This is a genomic window from Mediterraneibacter faecis (assembly GCF_055383675.1).
Genome location: NZ_AP043803.1, coordinates 2,612,219 through 2,629,645, shown reverse-complemented (window position 1 = coordinate 2,629,645; position 17,427 = coordinate 2,612,219). Strand labels below are relative to the sequence as shown.

Here is a 17,427-nt window from a genome sequence, read left to right as displayed (position 1 = left end):
AGGGTCTTAATATGAAGAAGTTTTTATCAGTATTCCTCACTGCAGCACTGGCAGTCAGCATGCTGGCAGGATGCGGAAGTAAAGGAGAGACAGTAACAGCAAAGGTAATTGATATTGACCTTACAAATGAAGAATATGCATTTGGCGTGGACAAGAATCAGCCGGAGCTTCTTGAGAAGACAAATGAATTCATTGCAAAGATTAAATCAGATGGAACACTTGATGAGATCTGCAAAAAGTATTTCTCAGACGGAGAGCCGGAAGCAGTAAAATCAGCAACACTTGATACATCTAAAGATCAGCTCGTTGTAGCTACAAACGCAGCTTTCGAGCCATTCGAGTATACAAAAGGTGATGATTATTACGGAATCGACATGGAGATCGCACAGCTTCTTGCGGATGAACTTGGTAAAGAGCTTGTAATCCAGAACATGGATTTCGATGCGGTTTGTCTGTCAGTAAGTCAGCAGAAATGTGATATCGCTATGGCTGGTCTTACAATCAACGAAGAGAGAGAAGGATATGTTACATTTACAGATTCTTACTACTCAGCATCTCAGCGTCTAATCGTTCCAAGCAACGTTACAACATTCGACGACTGCAAAACAGCTGACGATGTTGCAGCTAAGCTCGCAGAGACAAAGTCTTCTGATCAGATCGGTGTTCAGCAGGGAACAACAGGTCAGTACTACATTGAAGGAAGCGAAGATTGGGGATTCCCGGGACTTCCTGCAAAATGTGTAACATACAAGAGCGGATCTCTTGCAGTTCAGGATATGCTCAACGGAAACATTCAGTATGTAATCATTGATGCAGCACCGGCAGCAGCGATCACAACAGCAATCAACGCAGTACAGTAAATGTTCGCAAAGATTTCGTAGACAGCAGCTAAAATAACAGAATTTATTTACGAGGAAAATACAGGCAGAAGATAATGCATGCATTTTCCTCTTTTTGGGGAAAGGAAACAAATGGGTAATTTTAGTCAGAAAGTAGACAAATTTATTGATATATTTCTGAATCAGAATGGCTATGTGAAAGTAGTTCAGGGTCTGCAGAACACTCTTTTGATCGCAATCACCGGTCTGATCATCGGTATTGTGATCGGTACTTTGATTGCTACAGTCCGTGTGATTCCGAAATATAAAACTCTTCCGAGAGTATTGAATCATATTTGCAGCTTTTACGTTGCATTATTCAGAGGAACTCCTATCGTAGTTCAGCTCCTTATTTTTTACTATGTACTCCTTCCGATCTTTGGAGTAAAGATTACCGGAGTGCAGGTTTCTATGGTTGTATTTGGTTTGAATAGTGGTGCATACATTTCTGAAATTATGCGAAGTGGAATTCAGTCTGTTGACCAGGGACAGATGGAAGCCGGAAGAGCGGTTGGACTCAGCTTTGGAACAAGTATGATGAAGATTGTGATTCCGCAGGCGGTTAAGAATATTCTTCCAACACTTGGAAATGAGTTTATTTCCTTGATTAAGGAAACTTCAGTAGTAAGTTTTGTCGGTGCAGCAGATCTTTATGTTGCCTTCAACTTTATCGGAAGTAACAGCTACGAATTCATGGTGCCATATCTTGTTATGGCGTTGATTTACATTGCACTTGTGCTTGTGATCACATTACTTGTTAAATTATTAGAAAGGAGCCTGAAGAAGAGTGATAGACGTAATTAATCTGCAAAAAAGCTTTGGGGACAAAGAGATTCTGAAGGGAATCAATGTTACGATCAATAAAGGCGATATCGTTGCGGTGCTCGGACCATCCGGCTCCGGTAAAAGTACATTTCTGCGATGCCTGAACTGTATGGAAGACCCGACAGGCGGAAGTATTATTTTCAATGGTGTTGATATCGCAGATATGAAGGTTGATATTAATGTACACCGCCGTCATATGGGAATGGTTTTCCAGCATTTTAATCTTTATAATAATAAAACGGTTCTTCAGAATGTTATGATGGCGCCTGCCTATTTAAGATGTAAGGATATCGACAAGGCGAAGAAAAAGAACCGTATGATCAAATTTAAAAATCTGTTCCGTGGAAGTAACAAGAAGGAAGAGTTAATTCCAATCACTGAGACAAAGGATCAGATTAAGAAAGAAGTAAAGGAGCAGGCAATGGCTCTTTTGAAGAGAATCGGCCTGGAAGACAAAGCGGATGTGTATCCGTCTACACTTTCCGGTGGACAGAAACAGCGTGTTGCGATTATCCGTTCCATGGCTATGAATCCTGACGTGATTCTTTTTGATGAGCCAACTTCAGCACTTGATCCGGAAATGGTAGGGGAAGTTCTTGAGCTGATGAAAGATCTGGCAAAAGAGGGAATGACAATGGTTGTTGTTACTCATGAGATGGGATTCGCCCGTGAGGTTGCTTCAAGAGTTCTTTTCATTGATGACGGTCAGATTAAGGAAGAAGCTGCCCCGGCAGAATTCTTTGAACATCCGAAAGATCCAAGACTTCAAGAGTTCCTTTCAAAGATTCTTTAAAAGAAAAATATTTTATCTATAGAATATCTGTTTGGTATTGTGTTACAATATTAAACAGATATTTTTATATATAAGGAAATCGTATTGAATGAAATGTAATGAAAAGGAAAATTGCAAAGTAGAATTTGGGGAATGTGAGAGATTACATGATATGGTAGAACCTCTTGTCGAGTGGTTTCGGGAGAATCAGAGAGATCTTCCATGGCGGAAGCATGTGAATGCGTATCGGGTCTGGATTTCAGAGATTATGCTGCAGCAGACGAGAGTGGAAGCAGTTAAATCTTATTACACACGATTCCTGGAAGAACTGCCGGATATCAAAGCGTTGGCTGAAGTGCCGGAAGACAGACTGCTTAAGCTGTGGGAAGGACTTGGCTACTACAACAGGGCGAGGAATTTAAAGGCAGCAGCACAACAGGTAATGGAAGAATATAATGGTGTATTCCCGGATACATTTGAAGAGATAAAAAAGTTGAAGGGAATTGGCAGTTATACAGCCGGTGCGATCAGCTCGTTTGTTTATCATCAGCAGAAACCAGCGGTAGATGGCAATGTTTTTCGTGTGGTTACAAGGCTTCTGGAAGACAGTGATGACATTATGAAAGCAAGTACAAGGACAAAGATAGAACATATGCTTGAACAGGTGATTCCGGCAGAGGCACCGGGAGATTTTAATCAAGGATTGATCGAACTTGGGGCAATCGTCTGTCTGCCGAATGGAGAACCAAAGTGTGAGAGCTGTCCGATAAGGGGATTTTGTCTTGCATATCAGGATGAATGCCAGATGGATTATCCGGTCAAGAAAAAGGCGAAAGAGCGAAGGATCGAGAAAAGAACGATTCTAAGATTCTGTGATAATGAGGAAATTGCGATTCGCAAAAGACCGGGAAAAGGACTCCTTGCAGGATTGTATGAATTTCCTAATGTAGAGGGACATTTGACACAAAAAGAAGTTATAGAATATGCAAAAGAGTCAGGTCTTACGCCGGTGCGCGTGAAGAAGCTGCCAGAGGCGAAGCACATTTTCAGTCATGTGGAATGGCATATGACCGGATATGAGATTTTGGTGGATGAGTTGGAAAAAGAATTTCAGAATCCGGAGATCATATTTGCGGGAAAGAAGGATCTTGAGAAACATTATGCGATCCCAAGTGCATTTTCTGCATATTTATAAATGAAGAGGATGGGAATACTGTGAAATATTATGCGGGCTGAAAATGAAAAATAGAGCTCACTCGGTTTTGTTGAAAAAAAGGGCGAAATATGTTATAATATCTCTCATAGTTTAAAATGCATACGGGAGAGTTTTAGCAGAAATGAATACAAAAACAGAATTATCGAAGCAGCAGAAAAAATCACAGGAAACAAAAGAAAAAATCTTTCAGGCGGCGAAGAAGATTCTTCAGAAGAACGGATATGAAAAATTGTCAATCAAGAATATCTGTGAAGAAGCAGGCGTGTTGAACGGAAGTTTCTATCATCACTTTAAGACAAAAGATGATTTGCTGTCTTATTATATAGAAGACCAGCCTACGATGGGACCGGATCTGTTGGAGGCACCGAAAAGTCTGGAAGATGTAAAGGACGGAATTGTCCGTGTTTATTTGAATTATGTAGCTTATTGCCGTGAGCTTGGTGTAGAATTTATGGCAGGGTATTATGATACAAAGAATCAGGCATTGAATCCGACGATAAGAACAGAACGTCCATATCCGATCGTGACAGTACAGGCTTATGTAGAGCAGGCTGCAAAGGATGGGATTATTAACATTAGAGAGAGTATTGACGAATTTACAACAGATATCCGGATGATCGTGATCGGAAATGTATTTGAATGGTGTCTGAGAGAGGGAAATGCTGATTTCGAGGGCAACATGAGTCGTTCTTTAAGGCGGTATCTGGACAGTACACTGGAGGAAGGTTGATGATTTATCACTTTATTGTGAATCCGCGGGCTCGTTCAGGGCTTGGCGAGATGCTGTGGAAACAGTTGGAACCTGAGTTGTGTAGAAAAAGAATCGATTATCAGATTCATCTGACAACAAAGAAAAAGGATGCAGGAAAGATTGCATCAGAGATTACGGAAGATGGCCAGGAGCACATGTTTGTTGTTCTTGGAGGCGACGGTACACTCAATGAAGTACTAAGTGGAATTAAATCACTGGAGAAAGTGACGTTGGGATATATTCCGATTGGATCAAGCAATGATTTTGCAAGAGGAACAGGAATCCCGGGAGATCCTTTTGAAGCATTGGACACAATTCTTTCACCCAAAAGGGTTGAAAAGATGGATATAGGTGTGCTAAAAAGGGAAGGGAAAGGAAGAAGATTTGCAGTGAGTGCCGGTATTGGATTTGATGCTGCAGTCTGTCATGAAGTATGTGTTTCAAAATGGAAACGTGTATTGAACCTTCTGAAAATCGGTAAGCTGAGTTATGCGGTTGTGGCAATGGATCGTATTATAAAGGATCGGCCGGTGAAACTTGAACTGACACTGGATGATGGAAGCATGAAAGTGTTTGAGAGGACTTATTTTGCAGCATTTATGAATCTTCCTTATGAAGGAGGAGGCTTTAAGTTTTGTCCGGACGCTTCCGGAAGTGATGGATTTCTTGATATTATGGTTGTGTCGGATCTGTCGAAGCTCAAGATTCTGTGTCTGCTTCCGACTGCTTTTTCAGGAAAGCATACAAGATTTAAAGGGGTGACGATATTAAAATGTCGTAGTGTAAAGGTAGTGACAGATCGTGCACTGCCGTTACATACAGATGGAGAACCTTCCTTTTTATCAAAAGAGATAGAAGTCTCACTGGAAAAAGAAAAACTTAATGTGATCGTTGAATAGAAGAAAGGTGATGAAACAGGATGCATATAGGGATTGTTTTAGCGATTGGGTTATGTATTGTAATAGGAATACCAGCTTTCTTAATTTTTTTGCTGGCTCCAAGGCTGTCGGGCAGAAAAAGAGTGCATCCGTTTCTTGGCGTAAAGTGGGCGCATAGAGGACTTCATGATAAGAAGCGTGGAATTCCGGAAAATTCATTTCCGGCATTTCGTGCGGCAATCGAAGCCGGAGATGGAATAGAACTGGATGTTCATCTGACAAAGGATGGCCAGTTGGTGGTTTTTCATGATGATACATTTGAAAGAATCTGTGGAAGACGGGGCAGAGTAGAAGATACTTCATATGAAGAGATGCAGAAGTACAGACTTGCGGAGACAAAAGAGCGGATTCCACTATTGTCAGAAGTACTGCAGTTGGTAGATGGAAAGGTGCCACTTCTGATCGAGGTGAAACTTCCTAACACAGATACAAAGATTTGCAGAAAATTGGATGAAGAACTGCGAAAATATCATGGCGAATACATGATCCAGTCCTTTAACAGCCTGGTACTTCGCTGGATGAAGAAGCATCGGAATGAAATCCCAAGAGGACAATTATCTGAGAATCTGACGAAAAACGACAGAACAACGCATTATCTCTTGAGATTTTGTGTGAAATATCTTTTGAGTAACTGTATGTGCAGACCGGATTTTATTTCTTACCGGTGGTCGGACAGAAAGAATCCGGGATTATGGCTGAACAGGGTTCTTTTTAAAACGCCGGCAGCGGCATGGACACTACATGGAGAAAAAGATGTTAAGGCGGCAAGAAGAAGCTTTGATATGTATATTTTTGAGATGAGTTAAAGAAGAGACAGATGTTGATAATTCATAAGAAAAAGAAAAGAAATGTTAAAAACTTATGAAGTCGGTTGAGATTGTGTTTTAAAAGTGCTATAATCGAGCCTATCAAAAAAGAACGTTAAATGAAAATAGCGTAGAAGTAGCAAGTGCTGTATCGGTTTGATGAAAAGCGGAGGAGTGTCAGATATGAAATGGAAGATAAAGTTCATAGAGACAATGAAAAGATATAAGCATGCATGGGTGTTTTTATATGCGTTAATCTATATGCCGTGGTTTTTATTTCTTGAGAAACATGTGACGATGAATTATCATGTGGTGCAGACAGCATTAGATGAAGAAATTCCTTTTATTGAATATTTTATTGTACCGTATATGTTATGGTTTGTATTTATCGCAGCTACATTTTTATATTTTTTCTTTACAGATGTACAGGGATTTTACAAACTGGCGAAGATTTCGTTTGCAGGAATGACAATTTTCCTTATTATTTGTTCCGTCTTTCCGAATGGTCAGGATTTGCGACCGGTTGTGTTTGAACGGGATAATATTTTTGTAGATGCAGTTCGGATGCTGTATCGGACAGATACGTGTACGAATGTATTTCCAAGTCTTCATGTGTTTAATACTCTGTGCGCATGTATTGCAATCCGTAAGAGTCAGGCACTTAAGAAACACAAAGCTGTTTGTATCGGAGCATATGTGCTTGGAGCATTGATCATAATGGCGACCATGTTCTTGAAGCAGCATTCCGTACTTGATGTGACAGGAGCATTTATTATGGCTTATCTGTTGTATCAGTGGGTATATGCAGAAGAGACGAAGAAAGTTCCGGGATATTCAAAGCGTCCGGTATTTCAGAATAAGTAAGAGTTAGAAAAAGAATTACAGGAAGTGCTTTTGGCTGATGAGGTCAAGGGCACTTTTTTGTATATTAGGAAAGTCCTTAGCATAGAATATAGCCGAATATACAGAAGTTTCTATAGAAAAGCATCTGGGGAAATGTTATAATAAAAACCAGTGAATTACTGTGGGCAGATTAGCCTGACAGTTACGAATAAAGTATTACATGAGATTTAGGAGGACTAGAGCATGAAGAAGGTTATGCTTACTGGTGACAGACCGACAGGAAGATTACACGTAGGACATTATGTGGGTTCCCTGCGTCGTCGTGTTGAATTACAGAATACAGGAGATTTTGATGACATTTTTATTATGATCGCAGATGCACAGGCATTGACTGATAATGCTGATAACCCGGAAAAGGTACGTCAGAATATTATCGAAGTAGCATTAGACTACATGGCTTGTGGATTGGATCCGGAGAAGTCTACTCTGTTTATCCAGTCACAGGTACCGGAACTGACAGAGTTATCATTCTATTACATGAATCTTGTGACAGTCTCAAGACTGCAGAGAAATCCTACTGTAAAGAATGAGATCAAGATGAGAAATTTTGAGGCAAGTATCCCGGTTGGATTCTTCACATATCCGATCAGCCAGGCAGCAGATATTACAGCATTCAAGGCTACTGTTGTACCGGTAGGAGAAGATCAGCTCCCGATGCTTGAGCAGACAAAGGAGATTGTACACAAATTTAATTCCGTTTATGGAGATACACTGATCGATCCGAAGATTCTTCTTCCGGAGAATGAAGCATGCCTTCGTCTCCCGGGAATTGACGGGAAGGCGAAGATGAGTAAGTCTCTGGGTAACTGTATTTATCTGTCAGAGGAATCTGAAGATATTAAGAAGAAAGTATTCAGCATGTTTACTGATCCGAATCATATCCGTGTGGAAGATCCTGGAAGTCTGGAAGGAAATACTGTATTCACATATCTGGATGCATTCTGTAAACCAGAGTATTTTGCGGAATTCCTGCCAGAATATCAGAATCTGGATGAGCTGAAAGCACATTATCAGAGAGGCGGACTTGGAGATATGAAAGTGAAGAGATTCCTGAACAATGTTCTTCAGGCAGAACTGGAGCCAATCCGCAACAGAAGAAAAGAACTTCAGAAAGACATTCCTGCAATCTACGAGATTCTTAAAAAGGGAAGCGAGAAGGCAGAGGCTGTTGCAGCACAGACATTGAAAGAAGTAAAAGATGCTATGAAGATCAATTATTTTGATGACAAGGCACTGATTGAGGCGCAGGCAGAGAGATTTTCAAAATAGAGTGTTGTTGGAACAGTTATAATGGAATTTTGAATCAGGTCAGGCGGTGCAAATTTGAGTTGCTTATATGTGAACTTGAATCCGGCACCGCCTTTGCTTGATTTTGGGTAAATTTTTGGGCGTCTGTTCGGAGAGGATCCTTTGAAGTGAGATTTTCCAAAGATACAAAAAGACTGTAAGGAAATTTCCTTACAGTCTCTATAGCGTGCGATAGAAGATTCGAACTCCCGGCCTTCTGATCCGTAGTCAGACGCTCTATCCAGCTGAGCTAATCGCACATTTTGTTGTTTGCTCTGTTGTATCGCTCACAACAAAAAAGATTATATAACGGATATTGGAAAATGTCAACACTAATTTTGAATTTTTTTCAAAAAAATTTGAAGCGGATTTTAGAAGCTATTTTCAATCTATCTTTTGTGCGCTACCGAGTGTTATTCTTCAATAATCTGAATCTCCAGATAGTCAAAGTCGATCTCATCGACAAAATTGTCCTGATAGAAACGAGCTTTGGCATGGCGCTTGAACTCATTGATCGTTGAGTCGAGCCAGATCGGCTTGCTCAGATCAAATTCATAGCAGATCTTGTCGAGTGCATGAAAGATCTTATGTGTACGTGTGTCGTCTGTCTCATCGCAGATAACAGTATCGCAAAGCATGCGGTTGTCTTTAAATTCTTTTCCCCATAAACGAAACATAATAGACTCCTTTCCGGCAGCAGAAGAAACTATCGGATCTTCTGAAAATACCTGTCTCTTGTATCCTAACATAAGAAAAACAAAAAGTCATTTCTTTTTTAGAGACTTTTTGGTATAGTGGAACGGTAATGTTACTGTTTGCACATCGTGTGAACAGTAACACGGTAATGGTAACAGCAATATAGTAATTGATAGAATGATTGGAGAGCAGTTATGATTAGAGAATGTACAGAGACAGACAGAGAAATACTGGGAAGTTATCTGGAAGAAGACAGTTATGGACAGGCAATCTTTCATCTGATTGATGAATTCGGATTTGAACAGAAATTCCAGTCCGTTTATATGGATATTGAAGAAGAACAGTGCAAAGGTGTTTATCTTATGATTTACAAAAATGTACTGCTTTATTCGAAAGAGAACCAGGTGGAAATTGATTTCCTGGAGCAGATGCTCTCTGTGCTTGTGCCGGAGATGGTGATTGGACGAAAGGATAATGTGAATATTGTAAGCTGGCTTCTGACAGACTACCGGATGGATACCGTAGATCAGATCCCGGAGCTTTGTGATGAGGAAGGCAATGCGTTGAAGAGGGACACCTGGAAGAAGGAAGGACAGGAATGGGGCGTCCTGTATAAGGAGGACTAGAAGAGCGATGAAGAGAATATTTATTGACGGACTCAGCGGAATGGCGCAGGGCTTGTTTGCGACATTGATCATAGGAACAATCATCCAGCAGATTGGAATGTTTGTTGGAGGAAATTATGGAGATTTAATTTATTTGATCGGGAAAGTTGCTGCAGCGCTTACAGGAGCAGGTATTGGTGTCGGAGTAGCAAGGAAGCTGGAGGCTCAGCAGCTTGTTACAGTTTGTGCAGCTGTTGTTGGTATGATCGGAGCATTCGCGGGGAAGATTCTGGCAGGTCAGGTGCTTGTAGATGGGAATATTGTATTAGTCGGACCGGGTGAACCACTGGGAGCTTTCGTGGCAGCTTATGTGGCAATTGAGATTGGGATTTTAGTTACAGGAAGAACGAAACTCGATATTATCCTGACACCATTGATCTGCATTGGTGTTGGTGCAGTTGTTGGTTTGTTTGTCGGACCACCGATTTCTTCCTTTATGAACTGGCTGGGTTCCTTGATTAACTGGGGAACAGAACAGCAGCCGTTCCTTATGGGAATCGTAGTTTCGGTCTTGATGGGAATGATCCTGACATTGCCGATCAGTTCCGCGGCTTTGGGGGTAATCCTGAATCTGTCAGGTCTTGCGGCTGGAGCAGCTACGGTTGGATGTTGCTGCAATATGATCGGATTCGCAGTTGCAAGCTACAGAGAGAATAAGATTGGTGGATTTCTGGCACAGGGAATTGGTACTTCTATGCTTCAGGTACCGAATATTATGAGACATCCATTGATCTGGATTCCATCCATTTTGTCAAGCGCAATTTTAGGACCTGTAAGTACAATGTTACTTCATATGACGAATAATGCAACCGGATCCGGAATGGGAACAGCCGGACTGGTTGGTCCGTTGATGACATGGCAGGTGATGATCCAGACAGAAGATCCGATGATTGTTCTGGTGAAGATCATTGTAATCCAGTTTGTACTTCCGGCAGTGATCACACTTGGAATTTCAGAATTTATGAGAAAGAAGGGCTGGATTCGCCAGGGAGATATGAAACTGGAGCTGTAGGCAGAAAATGGATTACAGAGATTGGAAAGATACTATTACAGTAACACTAAAATATCTCTAAAAAAGAAGTGAATTCTGTGACAGAAAAATGGGAGTATGTTATACTTAAGATATATAAACAGACCGGGGGATGACTGCTATGAGAAGTGAACAACAGGTAGAAGCTGCGCTAAAGAGTTATGAAGATGTTGACAGCTGGAAGACAATCATTTTCCTGTATAATGCAGCGTTGAAAGAAGTTGGTACAAAGCTGGAGATTCTTAATGATGAATTTCAGCATGTACATCAGTATAATCCGATTGAACATATTAAGACAAGGATCAAGACACCGGACAGTATTGTGAAAAAGCTGAAGAGGTATGGACATGAGACGTCCATAGAGAACATGGTTCGCTATGTGAATGATATTGCAGGAGTAAGATTGATCTGTTCATTTACATCAGACATATATCGTCTGGCAGAGATGATAGGGAATCAAAGCGATTTGAAAGTTCTTTCAATTAAGGATTATATTAAGAATCCAAAAGAAAGTGGATATAAAAGTTATCATATGTTAGTTTCTGTGCCGATATTTCTTTCGGATAGTGTAGTAGACACGAAGGTTGAAATTCAGATCCGAACCATTGCAATGGACTTCTGGGCAAGCCTTGAACATAAGATCTACTACAAATTTGAAGGAAATGCACCGGAGTATATCAGCAAGGATCTGCAGGAATGCGCGAAGATGGTATCAGAGCTGGATGATAAGATGCTTTCATTGAATGAGGCAATCCAGGAATGCATTGCCCAACAGGATAAGGATCAGATTCAGGTGAATGAAGAACTGATGAATGATGTGTGCAGAGATGTTCTTGGAAATAACAAAGAATATAAAGATTCGAAAGTACAGGAAAAAGTGACAGAGATTGTAACATAAGACAGTAATCTGTAGAAAATATAAAACTGTAATAAACGAAGTGAGCTGTGGGAAATGAGAGATTCATATTTTCACAGCTCTTGTTGTTAAAAGTGATTGTGTTACTGTTTATACGATGTGCGACCAGCAACGCATCTCGTTATTTCAAATCGCCTTTGGCGATGGGGCTTGATGATTTTCTATAGGTTCGGTATACTATAGCAATAGAAGAATGGAAAATATGAAAGATATTTAGCATAGAAAGATGAGGAAAATAGATGATGATAAGAAAAAAACTGGCAGTCTTGATGTTAGCTGGTGTGACTTGTTTAGCATCCGGCTGTGGAAATGTGGTCAAGGACGGGACAGAAGCACTTGGTGAAGGAAGATATGATGCGGCAGAGACGGCATTTGAAGAGGCAACTAAGAATGAGAATAAAGAAGTTGCGGCAGATGGATATCAGGGACTTGGGATGACTTATTACGAGCAGAAAGAGTATGACAAGGCATTGGAAGCATTTCAGACCGCATTGGATCAGGGAGCAGAGCAGACGCAGGAACTTTATAATCTGACCGCAGTTTGCGCAATGAAGACGGAAGATTATGCGAAGGCACTCGAATGTTTCCAGGCTGGAATCGCACTTGCAGAAAGCAAGACAGGAGATGACAAAACGAAAGCAGATACAGCACTTCTTCAAGAAATGGAATATAATGTGATTGTCTGCTACGAACAACAGGCAGACTGGGAAAATGCAAAGAGTGCGATGAAACAGTATCAGGCAGATTTCCCGGAAGATGATTCTGTGAGTAAGGAAGCAGAGTTCCTTCAGACAAGATAAAAAGGTTACTGCGGTCAGTAGCAGGGCAGGTTGCATATTAGCAGATCATGATAAGTAGATAAGGAAAAGAAAATATGATATCAATGGATGAAATAAAAGAGAGGGTAATTCTCATTGCGGTAGATACGGATGGATCTGATCAGGCAGAACGATCCCTGGATGAGCTTGGAGAGCTTGCGAAGACAGCAGGTGCAGAAGTTGTCGGCCGTATGATCCAGCCAAGAGAAAATATCCATCCGGGAACTTATATAGGAAAAGGAAAAATTCTGGAATTAAAGGAATTATTGTGGGAGACGCACGGAACAGGAATTATCTGTGATGACGAGTTGACAAGTGTGCAGATGGGGAATCTGGAAGCAGAACTGGATTGTAAAATCATGGATAGAACACTTCTGATCCTTGATATATTTGCAGCCAGGGCAGTGTCAGGAGAAGGTAAGATTCAGGTAGAATTAGCACAGTTAAAGTACCGTGCTTCAAGATTGGCAGGACTTGGAAAATCTCTTTCCAGACTCGGCGGAGGAATCGGAACAAGAGGACCGGGAGAGAAAAAACTGGAGATGGACCGCCGTCTGATCAGAGAACGTATCAGCAGACTGAAGAAGGAATTGAAAGATGTAGAGCGCCACAGAGAATTGATTCGTGGACAGAGAAAGCAGTCAGGACTGAAAGTAGCAGCGTTAGTAGGTTATACTTCAGCAGGGAAGAGCAGTATTGAGAATGCACTGACACAGGCAGGAGTATTGGAGGATGCGATGCTTTTCTCAACATTGGATACAACAACGAGAGCACTGACCTTGGATAATACACAGGAAATCCTTCTTACGGATACGGTTGGATTTATCAACAAGCTTCCACATCATTTAGTAGAGGCATTTAAGAGTACACTGGAAGAAGCAAAGTATGCGGATATTATTGTGCACGTAGTTGATGCTTCGAATCCACAGATGGATGCACAGATGCATGTAGTTTATGAGACACTCAGACAGCTTGGAGCAGAAGGAAAACCGGTCGTTACACTGTTTAATAAGCAGGACAAGGTTGAAAATCCGGTTAATCACAAAGATCTTCAGGCAGATTATTCCATTGCGACATCTGCGAAGACCGGGCAGGGAATGGAAGCGTTTAAGCAGGCGTTATTGGAGATTATCCGTAAAGAACAGATTTATATTGAACGTTTATATGACTTCAGTGAAGCGGGCAAGATTCAGCTGATCCGCAGTAAGGGACAGCTGTTATCTGAAGAATATGTGCCGGAAGGAATTGAGGTTAAGGCGTATGTGCCGCAGGATATTTATGGGAGATTATAAATAGATAGATAACAAAACCGTAAGAGAAGCAGGAAATGAGCTTCATCTTACGGTTTTTCTTATAAGAACAGAGGAAAGACTGTCCTTGGAGTTCGCGTGATATTATATAGTGTTTCTGTATAGTTAAATCCTACTGCAGATACGGTGTTGCCGGGCTCTCAGGGTAACTTCCCATGGAGACAAGCAGCTGAAGACCTACATCTCTTGCGGTAAGAACTGCATTCTTAACGGCATCCGCATCCCCGGTTACTGCGACAATCACTTCATTCGAATGGCTTGTTCCCTGGTCAGGAGTCATGTACTTGATGACTTCAACCGGGGAAGATTTCACAGCGAGGTCAGCCATGACTAGTCCAATGGCAGCAGGGGATCCGCAGAAGAATCCAAATGGTTTTCCAATCGGAGCGTTGAATGCCATATGAAGTGCTTTGTCTGCACAGGCAGAGAAAGTGAATTCCAGATGTCCGGCCTGGCTGATGTAGAGCTCACCGGCATATTTGCCGATATATTCAAGTGTAATATCAACAGCACGGCGCACATCAGAGACGTTGTCTCCGCCGATCACGATAAAACAACCGTGTCCGCCCCAGCCTTTTGTATCACGAGGAAGTTCGATGGAAACAATCTCCGTGTTCGTGGACTTGACAGCCTCGTCAGCTGCATTGATCTGTCCGGCTGCACCTGTTCTTGAACTGATCAGGCCAAGACTTTTATATGGCCTTTTTAGATTCATCTTCTCGAGAAGTGAAGGGTCAATTCCCGGGATAACAAGTCCGATTGTATCCAAAACAGTTGTTCCAACGAATTCAGTAAGAGAACAATCCTGTGAAATCTGTTCAATGTGATGTACGTCTATCATATAAATCCTCCATCTATTCCAATAATCTGTCCGGTCATATAAGCCGGCGTATCTGTGAGCTTCAGTGCAAGCTCGGCAACTTCCGCCGGATCGGCAAAACGTCCGGAAGGAATCTCATCCATAAGGTCTTGGCGTTCCTCTTCGTTCAAACGACCATTCATTTCTGTGTCAATCACACCGCAGGCGATTGCATTCACCTGAATATTACTCGGTGCAAGTTCCTTGGCAAGTGCTCGTGTCAATCCGTGTATTCCGGATTTTGTTGCGGAATAAGCAACTTCACAGGAAGCACCGACAGTTCCCCACATAGAAGAAATATTCAGAATCTTTCCATATTTTTTAGATACCATGTATGGAATGGCTGCGCGGCTGCAGTAGAAGACGGAAGAAAGATTCGTGGCAAGAATCTTATCCCAGTCATTGTCAGTCATGTCGGTCAGAAGTCCGAACCAGGCGATACCGGCATTGTTGATCAGAATATCAACGCCACCACACTCTTTTTCAATAATCTGAAAAATCTTCCGGACTTCGTCGGGGTTACTGACATCTCCAGGAACTGCTGTACAGGAACCACCGTCTGAGAGAATCTCATGTGCGAGTTCTTCTAAGCGTTCCACCTGGTGGACACAGTTGAGAAATACGTGATAACCGGCCTTGGCGTATGCTTTCGCACAGGCACGCCCGATGCCGCGGGAAGAACCGGTGATCAGTATGGATTTTTTATTCATAAAAGAAAACCTCAGTCTTTCTGAGCCCTTAAATAAGCGGCTGATTTGGAGAGTGATCATGATAAAATTCTAACGATTACTCAGATACATTAACTATAACATAAAATGGATTGGATTTCATTGTCTTTCGTAAATGGATATGCTAAAATTTTAGAAAAGGCGTTACTGGATACAGTAATTAGGATAGATTTGATGATTTCGGAAGAAGGAGAGAACACAATGGCAAAGACAAAGGTAATCTGTTTTACGAATAATAAGGGAGGAAGCGGAAAGACCACAACTTGTTCAAATGTTGGATTTGGCTTGAGAGAGCTTGGGAAAAAGGTTCTGATGATCGACGGAGATATGCAGCTGAATCTCTCCCTTTCTTTGTTTGACGAAGATACAGTGCTTGCATATGCACAGAGTGACAAAAATTTGTATGAAGCAATTAAGCGACAGGATGATCTGACAGATTATATCGTGAATACAAAATACGAAGGACTTGATCTGATTCCGTCTTCTACATTGATGAGTTCGATTGAATATGAACTTTTTACAAAATGGCAGAGAGAGTATATTTTGAAAAAAGGATTGAAGAAGATCCGCGAGTCAGAGGTTTATGATTATATTCTGATCGATGCACCGCCGACACTTGGTGGATGGGTGATGAATATCCTGTGTGCGTCCGATTATGTGATCCTTCCGGTAGAGGCATCTCCATGGGGACTGTTTGGTCTTGGAAATATGTTCGAATTCCTGGACAGTGTAGAAGAAATTGCACCGGATCTCAAGCTTGGTGGAATTGTGATCACAAAGGTTGATACAAGAAAGAATTATTTCAAACAGACATTAGAGACTCTGCAAGAGTTAGATGATGTGAAAGTATTTGATACTTACATTCGCGTGGACAGTGGAATTGAGTGGTCGCAGGATAATAATGCACCGGTGATCGCATATAAGAAGAGCAGTAGAAGTGCGAAAGAGTACATGGAATTAACGAGAGAGATTGCAGCTACATTAAAAGGATAAACCAGAAAGGCAGGCAATAGATGCATCAGGAACTGATCCGGGAACTGGCGATGATCACAGATGAGGAACGCCGGATCCTTGAAGGAAAACAGGAGATCGATCCACAGCTTTATACAGAAAAGAAGGAAATGGTTGTGGATAGTGCGAAACTTCTGAAGAAGGGGAAGTTGATCCAGGTCAGACCGCATACTCGCTTTGTACATTTCCCGGCGCATACACACAATTATATAGAAGTAATTTATATGTGCCAGGGAACAACGACACATATCGTGAACGGCAATCAGGTTGTGCTCGAACAGGGTGACCTTCTGTTTCTGAATCAGAATGCAGTACAGGAGATCCTTCCGGCAGGAGAGTATGATATTGCGGTGAATTTTATTGTCCTGCCGGAGTTTTTTAACACAGCGTTCTCGATGATCGGAGCAGAAGAAAACCAGCTAAAAGATTTTCTTGTCGGTGCATTGTGTGGAAGAGATGAAGAGACGTCTTATCTGTATTTTCATGTGGCTGATATTCTCCCGGTGCAGAATCTGATCGAGAATATGGTATGGACGATCTTCTATGACATTTCCAATAAGCGAAGCAGTAATCAGATCACGATGGGACTTTTGTTTCTTCAGTTGTTGAATTATATGGATAAGATGGAAGCCGGCGGACGCAAATTTGACACAGAGATTATGGCGAATGTGTATCGCTATATTGAGGATCATTTTAAAGAAGGCACGTTGTCAGAACTGGCGGTAGAGATGAAAGTGGATGTCTATTGGCTGAGTCGTGAGATTAAGAAGAAATCAGGGAAAACATATAAAGAACTTCTTCAGGAAAAGAGGATGCAGCAGGCAGTGTATCTTCTGATAAACAGCAGGATTGCGGTGTCGGACATTATAGAAGCAGTTGGATACGACAATACAAGCTATTTTTATAGAAAATTTAAAGAACGCTACGGAATCAGTCCGAAAGAATATCGGATTGAAAACATGAGTTAAGGATAAAGTATAGAGAGGATGCTATTTTTCACAGATGGCATCTTCTTTTT

Annotated in this window: 18 protein-coding genes, 1 tRNA gene and 1 pseudogene; 16 read left to right on the top strand and 4 right to left on the bottom strand. The window is 41.5% G+C overall.

Annotation, left to right across the window (positions count from 1 at the left end):
- The first annotated feature begins 11 nt into the window (after positions 1-11).
- The 9 genes and pseudogenes from ACZ47Z_RS12545 to trpS all read left to right on the top strand — a co-directional run bounded on the left by ACZ47Z_RS12545 (position 12) and on the right by trpS (position 8,358).
- Positions 12-860, top strand: a complete 849-nt coding sequence (locus tag ACZ47Z_RS12545) for a transporter substrate-binding domain-containing protein (protein ID WP_117540855.1) — start codon at positions 12-14, stop codon at positions 858-860.
- Positions 861-971: 111 nt separating this feature from the next.
- Positions 972-1,682 carry an amino acid ABC transporter permease gene (locus tag ACZ47Z_RS12540; RefSeq protein WP_054751555.1) on the top strand — a complete coding sequence of 237 codons (711 nt, stop codon included), beginning with the start codon at positions 972-974 and terminating at the stop codon, positions 1,680-1,682.
- Positions 1,666-2,496: an amino acid ABC transporter ATP-binding protein gene (locus ACZ47Z_RS12535; RefSeq protein ID WP_412284718.1), complete on the top strand. Its 831-nt coding sequence runs from the start codon at positions 1,666-1,668 to the stop codon at positions 2,494-2,496. The genes ACZ47Z_RS12540 and ACZ47Z_RS12535 overlap by 17 nt, the downstream gene beginning before the upstream one ends.
- 142 nt (positions 2,497-2,638) lie before the next feature.
- Positions 2,639-3,670: pseudogene (gene mutY, locus ACZ47Z_RS12530) on the top strand (A/G-specific adenine glycosylase); the annotation flags it as partial.
- 142 nt (positions 3,671-3,812) lie between these two features.
- Positions 3,813-4,421, top strand: a complete 609-nt coding sequence (locus ACZ47Z_RS12525; protein ID WP_464525607.1) for a TetR/AcrR family transcriptional regulator — start codon at positions 3,813-3,815, stop codon at positions 4,419-4,421.
- The gene (locus ACZ47Z_RS12520) at positions 4,421-5,341 is read left to right on the top strand and encodes a diacylglycerol/lipid kinase family protein (RefSeq protein ID WP_055161033.1); all 921 of its coding nucleotides are present in this window, start codon (positions 4,421-4,423) and stop codon (positions 5,339-5,341) included. The genes ACZ47Z_RS12525 and ACZ47Z_RS12520 overlap by 1 nt, the downstream gene beginning before the upstream one ends.
- 20 nt (positions 5,342-5,361) lie before the next feature.
- A complete protein-coding gene (locus tag ACZ47Z_RS12515; RefSeq protein ID WP_015528271.1) occupies positions 5,362-6,186 on the top strand; it encodes a glycerophosphodiester phosphodiesterase in 825 nt (274 codons plus the stop codon).
- Positions 6,187-6,369: 183 nt separating this feature from the next.
- Positions 6,370-7,050: a phosphatase PAP2 family protein gene (locus ACZ47Z_RS12510; RefSeq protein WP_054751561.1), complete on the top strand. Its 681-nt coding sequence runs from the start codon at positions 6,370-6,372 to the stop codon at positions 7,048-7,050.
- Between the two features lie 222 nt (positions 7,051-7,272).
- Positions 7,273-8,358 carry a tryptophan--tRNA ligase gene (gene trpS, locus ACZ47Z_RS12505; protein ID WP_020436495.1) on the top strand — a complete coding sequence of 362 codons (1,086 nt, stop codon included), beginning with the start codon at positions 7,273-7,275 and terminating at the stop codon, positions 8,356-8,358.
- 204 nt (positions 8,359-8,562) lie between these two features.
- On the opposite strand, the gene ACZ47Z_RS12500 is transcribed toward trpS, so the two are convergent.
- Together ACZ47Z_RS12500 and ACZ47Z_RS12495 are read right to left on the bottom strand one after the other, a co-directional pair.
- Positions 8,563-8,636, bottom strand: a tRNA-Arg gene (locus tag ACZ47Z_RS12500).
- 153 nt (positions 8,637-8,789) lie between these two features.
- Positions 8,790-9,053: a hypothetical protein gene (locus ACZ47Z_RS12495; protein ID WP_020436496.1), complete on the bottom strand. Its 264-nt coding sequence runs from the start codon at positions 9,051-9,053 to the stop codon at positions 8,790-8,792.
- Between the two features lie 213 nt (positions 9,054-9,266).
- Between ACZ47Z_RS12495 and ACZ47Z_RS12490 the strand changes: the two genes are divergently transcribed.
- The 5 genes from ACZ47Z_RS12490 to hflX all read left to right on the top strand — a co-directional run bounded on the left by ACZ47Z_RS12490 (position 9,267) and on the right by hflX (position 13,793).
- Complete coding sequence (locus ACZ47Z_RS12490; protein WP_054751563.1) at positions 9,267-9,698, top strand: hypothetical protein; 432 nt, start codon at positions 9,267-9,269, stop codon at positions 9,696-9,698.
- 7 nt (positions 9,699-9,705) lie between these two features.
- Positions 9,706-10,749, top strand: coding sequence for a PTS sugar transporter subunit IIC (locus ACZ47Z_RS12485; protein WP_055172169.1), 1,044 nt, complete (start codon positions 9,706-9,708; stop codon positions 10,747-10,749).
- A 139-nt stretch (positions 10,750-10,888) separates the two neighbouring features.
- On the top strand, positions 10,889-11,665 hold the full coding sequence (locus tag ACZ47Z_RS12480; protein WP_054751565.1) for a GTP pyrophosphokinase: 777 nt from the start codon (positions 10,889-10,891) through the stop codon (positions 11,663-11,665).
- A 257-nt stretch (positions 11,666-11,922) separates the two neighbouring features.
- Positions 11,923-12,483, top strand: coding sequence for a tetratricopeptide repeat protein (locus tag ACZ47Z_RS12475; protein WP_117890497.1), 561 nt, complete (start codon positions 11,923-11,925; stop codon positions 12,481-12,483).
- Between the two features lie 74 nt (positions 12,484-12,557).
- On the top strand, positions 12,558-13,793 hold the full coding sequence (hflX, locus tag ACZ47Z_RS12470; protein WP_054751567.1) for a GTPase HflX: 1,236 nt from the start codon (positions 12,558-12,560) through the stop codon (positions 13,791-13,793).
- Between the two features lie 130 nt (positions 13,794-13,923).
- Here hflX and pduB read toward each other — a convergent pair whose 3' ends face one another.
- Both pduB and ymfI read right to left on the bottom strand, forming a co-directional pair.
- A complete protein-coding gene (gene pduB / locus ACZ47Z_RS12465; RefSeq protein ID WP_117568513.1) occupies positions 13,924-14,652 on the bottom strand; it encodes a microcompartment protein PduB in 729 nt (242 codons plus the stop codon).
- Positions 14,649-15,380: an elongation factor P 5-aminopentanone reductase gene (ymfI, locus tag ACZ47Z_RS12460; protein ID WP_464525606.1), complete on the bottom strand. Its 732-nt coding sequence runs from the start codon at positions 15,378-15,380 to the stop codon at positions 14,649-14,651. The genes pduB and ymfI overlap by 4 nt, the downstream gene beginning before the upstream one ends.
- Before the next feature lie 219 nt (positions 15,381-15,599).
- Here ymfI and ACZ47Z_RS12455 point away from each other — a divergent pair, with 219 nt between their 5' ends.
- Together ACZ47Z_RS12455 and ACZ47Z_RS12450 are read left to right on the top strand one after the other, a co-directional pair.
- Positions 15,600-16,391 carry a ParA family protein gene (locus tag ACZ47Z_RS12455; protein WP_054751814.1) on the top strand — a complete coding sequence of 264 codons (792 nt, stop codon included), beginning with the start codon at positions 15,600-15,602 and terminating at the stop codon, positions 16,389-16,391.
- Between the two features lie 20 nt (positions 16,392-16,411).
- Positions 16,412-17,377, top strand: a complete 966-nt coding sequence (locus ACZ47Z_RS12450) for an AraC family transcriptional regulator (RefSeq protein WP_117835524.1) — start codon at positions 16,412-16,414, stop codon at positions 17,375-17,377.
- Positions 17,378-17,427: the final 50 nt, after the last annotated feature.

Bases quoted from the DNA above. Each gene is read 5' to 3' on its own strand.
- ACZ47Z_RS12515 (WP_015528271.1), top strand. From the start codon at position 5,362: ATGCATATAGGGATTGTTTTAGCGATTGGGTTATGTATTGTAATAGGA.
- ACZ47Z_RS12510 (WP_054751561.1), top strand. From the start codon at position 6,370: ATGAAATGGAAGATAAAGTTCATAGAGACAATGAAAAGATATAAGCAT.
- ymfI (WP_464525606.1), bottom strand. From the start codon at position 15,380: ATGAATAAAAAATCCATACTGATCACCGGTTCTTCCCGCGGCATCGGG.
- ACZ47Z_RS12540 (WP_054751555.1), top strand. From the start codon at position 972: ATGGGTAATTTTAGTCAGAAAGTAGACAAATTTATTGATATATTTCTG.
- ACZ47Z_RS12485 (WP_055172169.1), top strand. From the start codon at position 9,706: ATGAAGAGAATATTTATTGACGGACTCAGCGGAATGGCGCAGGGCTTG.
- ACZ47Z_RS12475 (WP_117890497.1), top strand. From the start codon at position 11,923: ATGATGATAAGAAAAAAACTGGCAGTCTTGATGTTAGCTGGTGTGACT.
- ACZ47Z_RS12520 (WP_055161033.1), top strand. From the start codon at position 4,421: ATGATTTATCACTTTATTGTGAATCCGCGGGCTCGTTCAGGGCTTGGC.
- ACZ47Z_RS12480 (WP_054751565.1), top strand. From the start codon at position 10,889: ATGAGAAGTGAACAACAGGTAGAAGCTGCGCTAAAGAGTTATGAAGAT.
- ACZ47Z_RS12495 (WP_020436496.1), bottom strand. From the start codon at position 9,053: ATGTTTCGTTTATGGGGAAAAGAATTTAAAGACAACCGCATGCTTTGC.
- pduB (WP_117568513.1), bottom strand. From the start codon at position 14,652: ATGATAGACGTACATCACATTGAACAGATTTCACAGGATTGTTCTCTT.
- ACZ47Z_RS12455 (WP_054751814.1), top strand. From the start codon at position 15,600: ATGGCAAAGACAAAGGTAATCTGTTTTACGAATAATAAGGGAGGAAGC.
- trpS (WP_020436495.1), top strand. From the start codon at position 7,273: ATGAAGAAGGTTATGCTTACTGGTGACAGACCGACAGGAAGATTACAC.
- ACZ47Z_RS12490 (WP_054751563.1), top strand. From the start codon at position 9,267: ATGATTAGAGAATGTACAGAGACAGACAGAGAAATACTGGGAAGTTAT.
- hflX (WP_054751567.1), top strand. From the start codon at position 12,558: ATGATATCAATGGATGAAATAAAAGAGAGGGTAATTCTCATTGCGGTA.
- ACZ47Z_RS12545 (WP_117540855.1), top strand. From the start codon at position 12: ATGAAGAAGTTTTTATCAGTATTCCTCACTGCAGCACTGGCAGTCAGC.
- ACZ47Z_RS12450 (WP_117835524.1), top strand. From the start codon at position 16,412: ATGCATCAGGAACTGATCCGGGAACTGGCGATGATCACAGATGAGGAA.
- ACZ47Z_RS12525 (WP_464525607.1), top strand. From the start codon at position 3,813: ATGAATACAAAAACAGAATTATCGAAGCAGCAGAAAAAATCACAGGAA.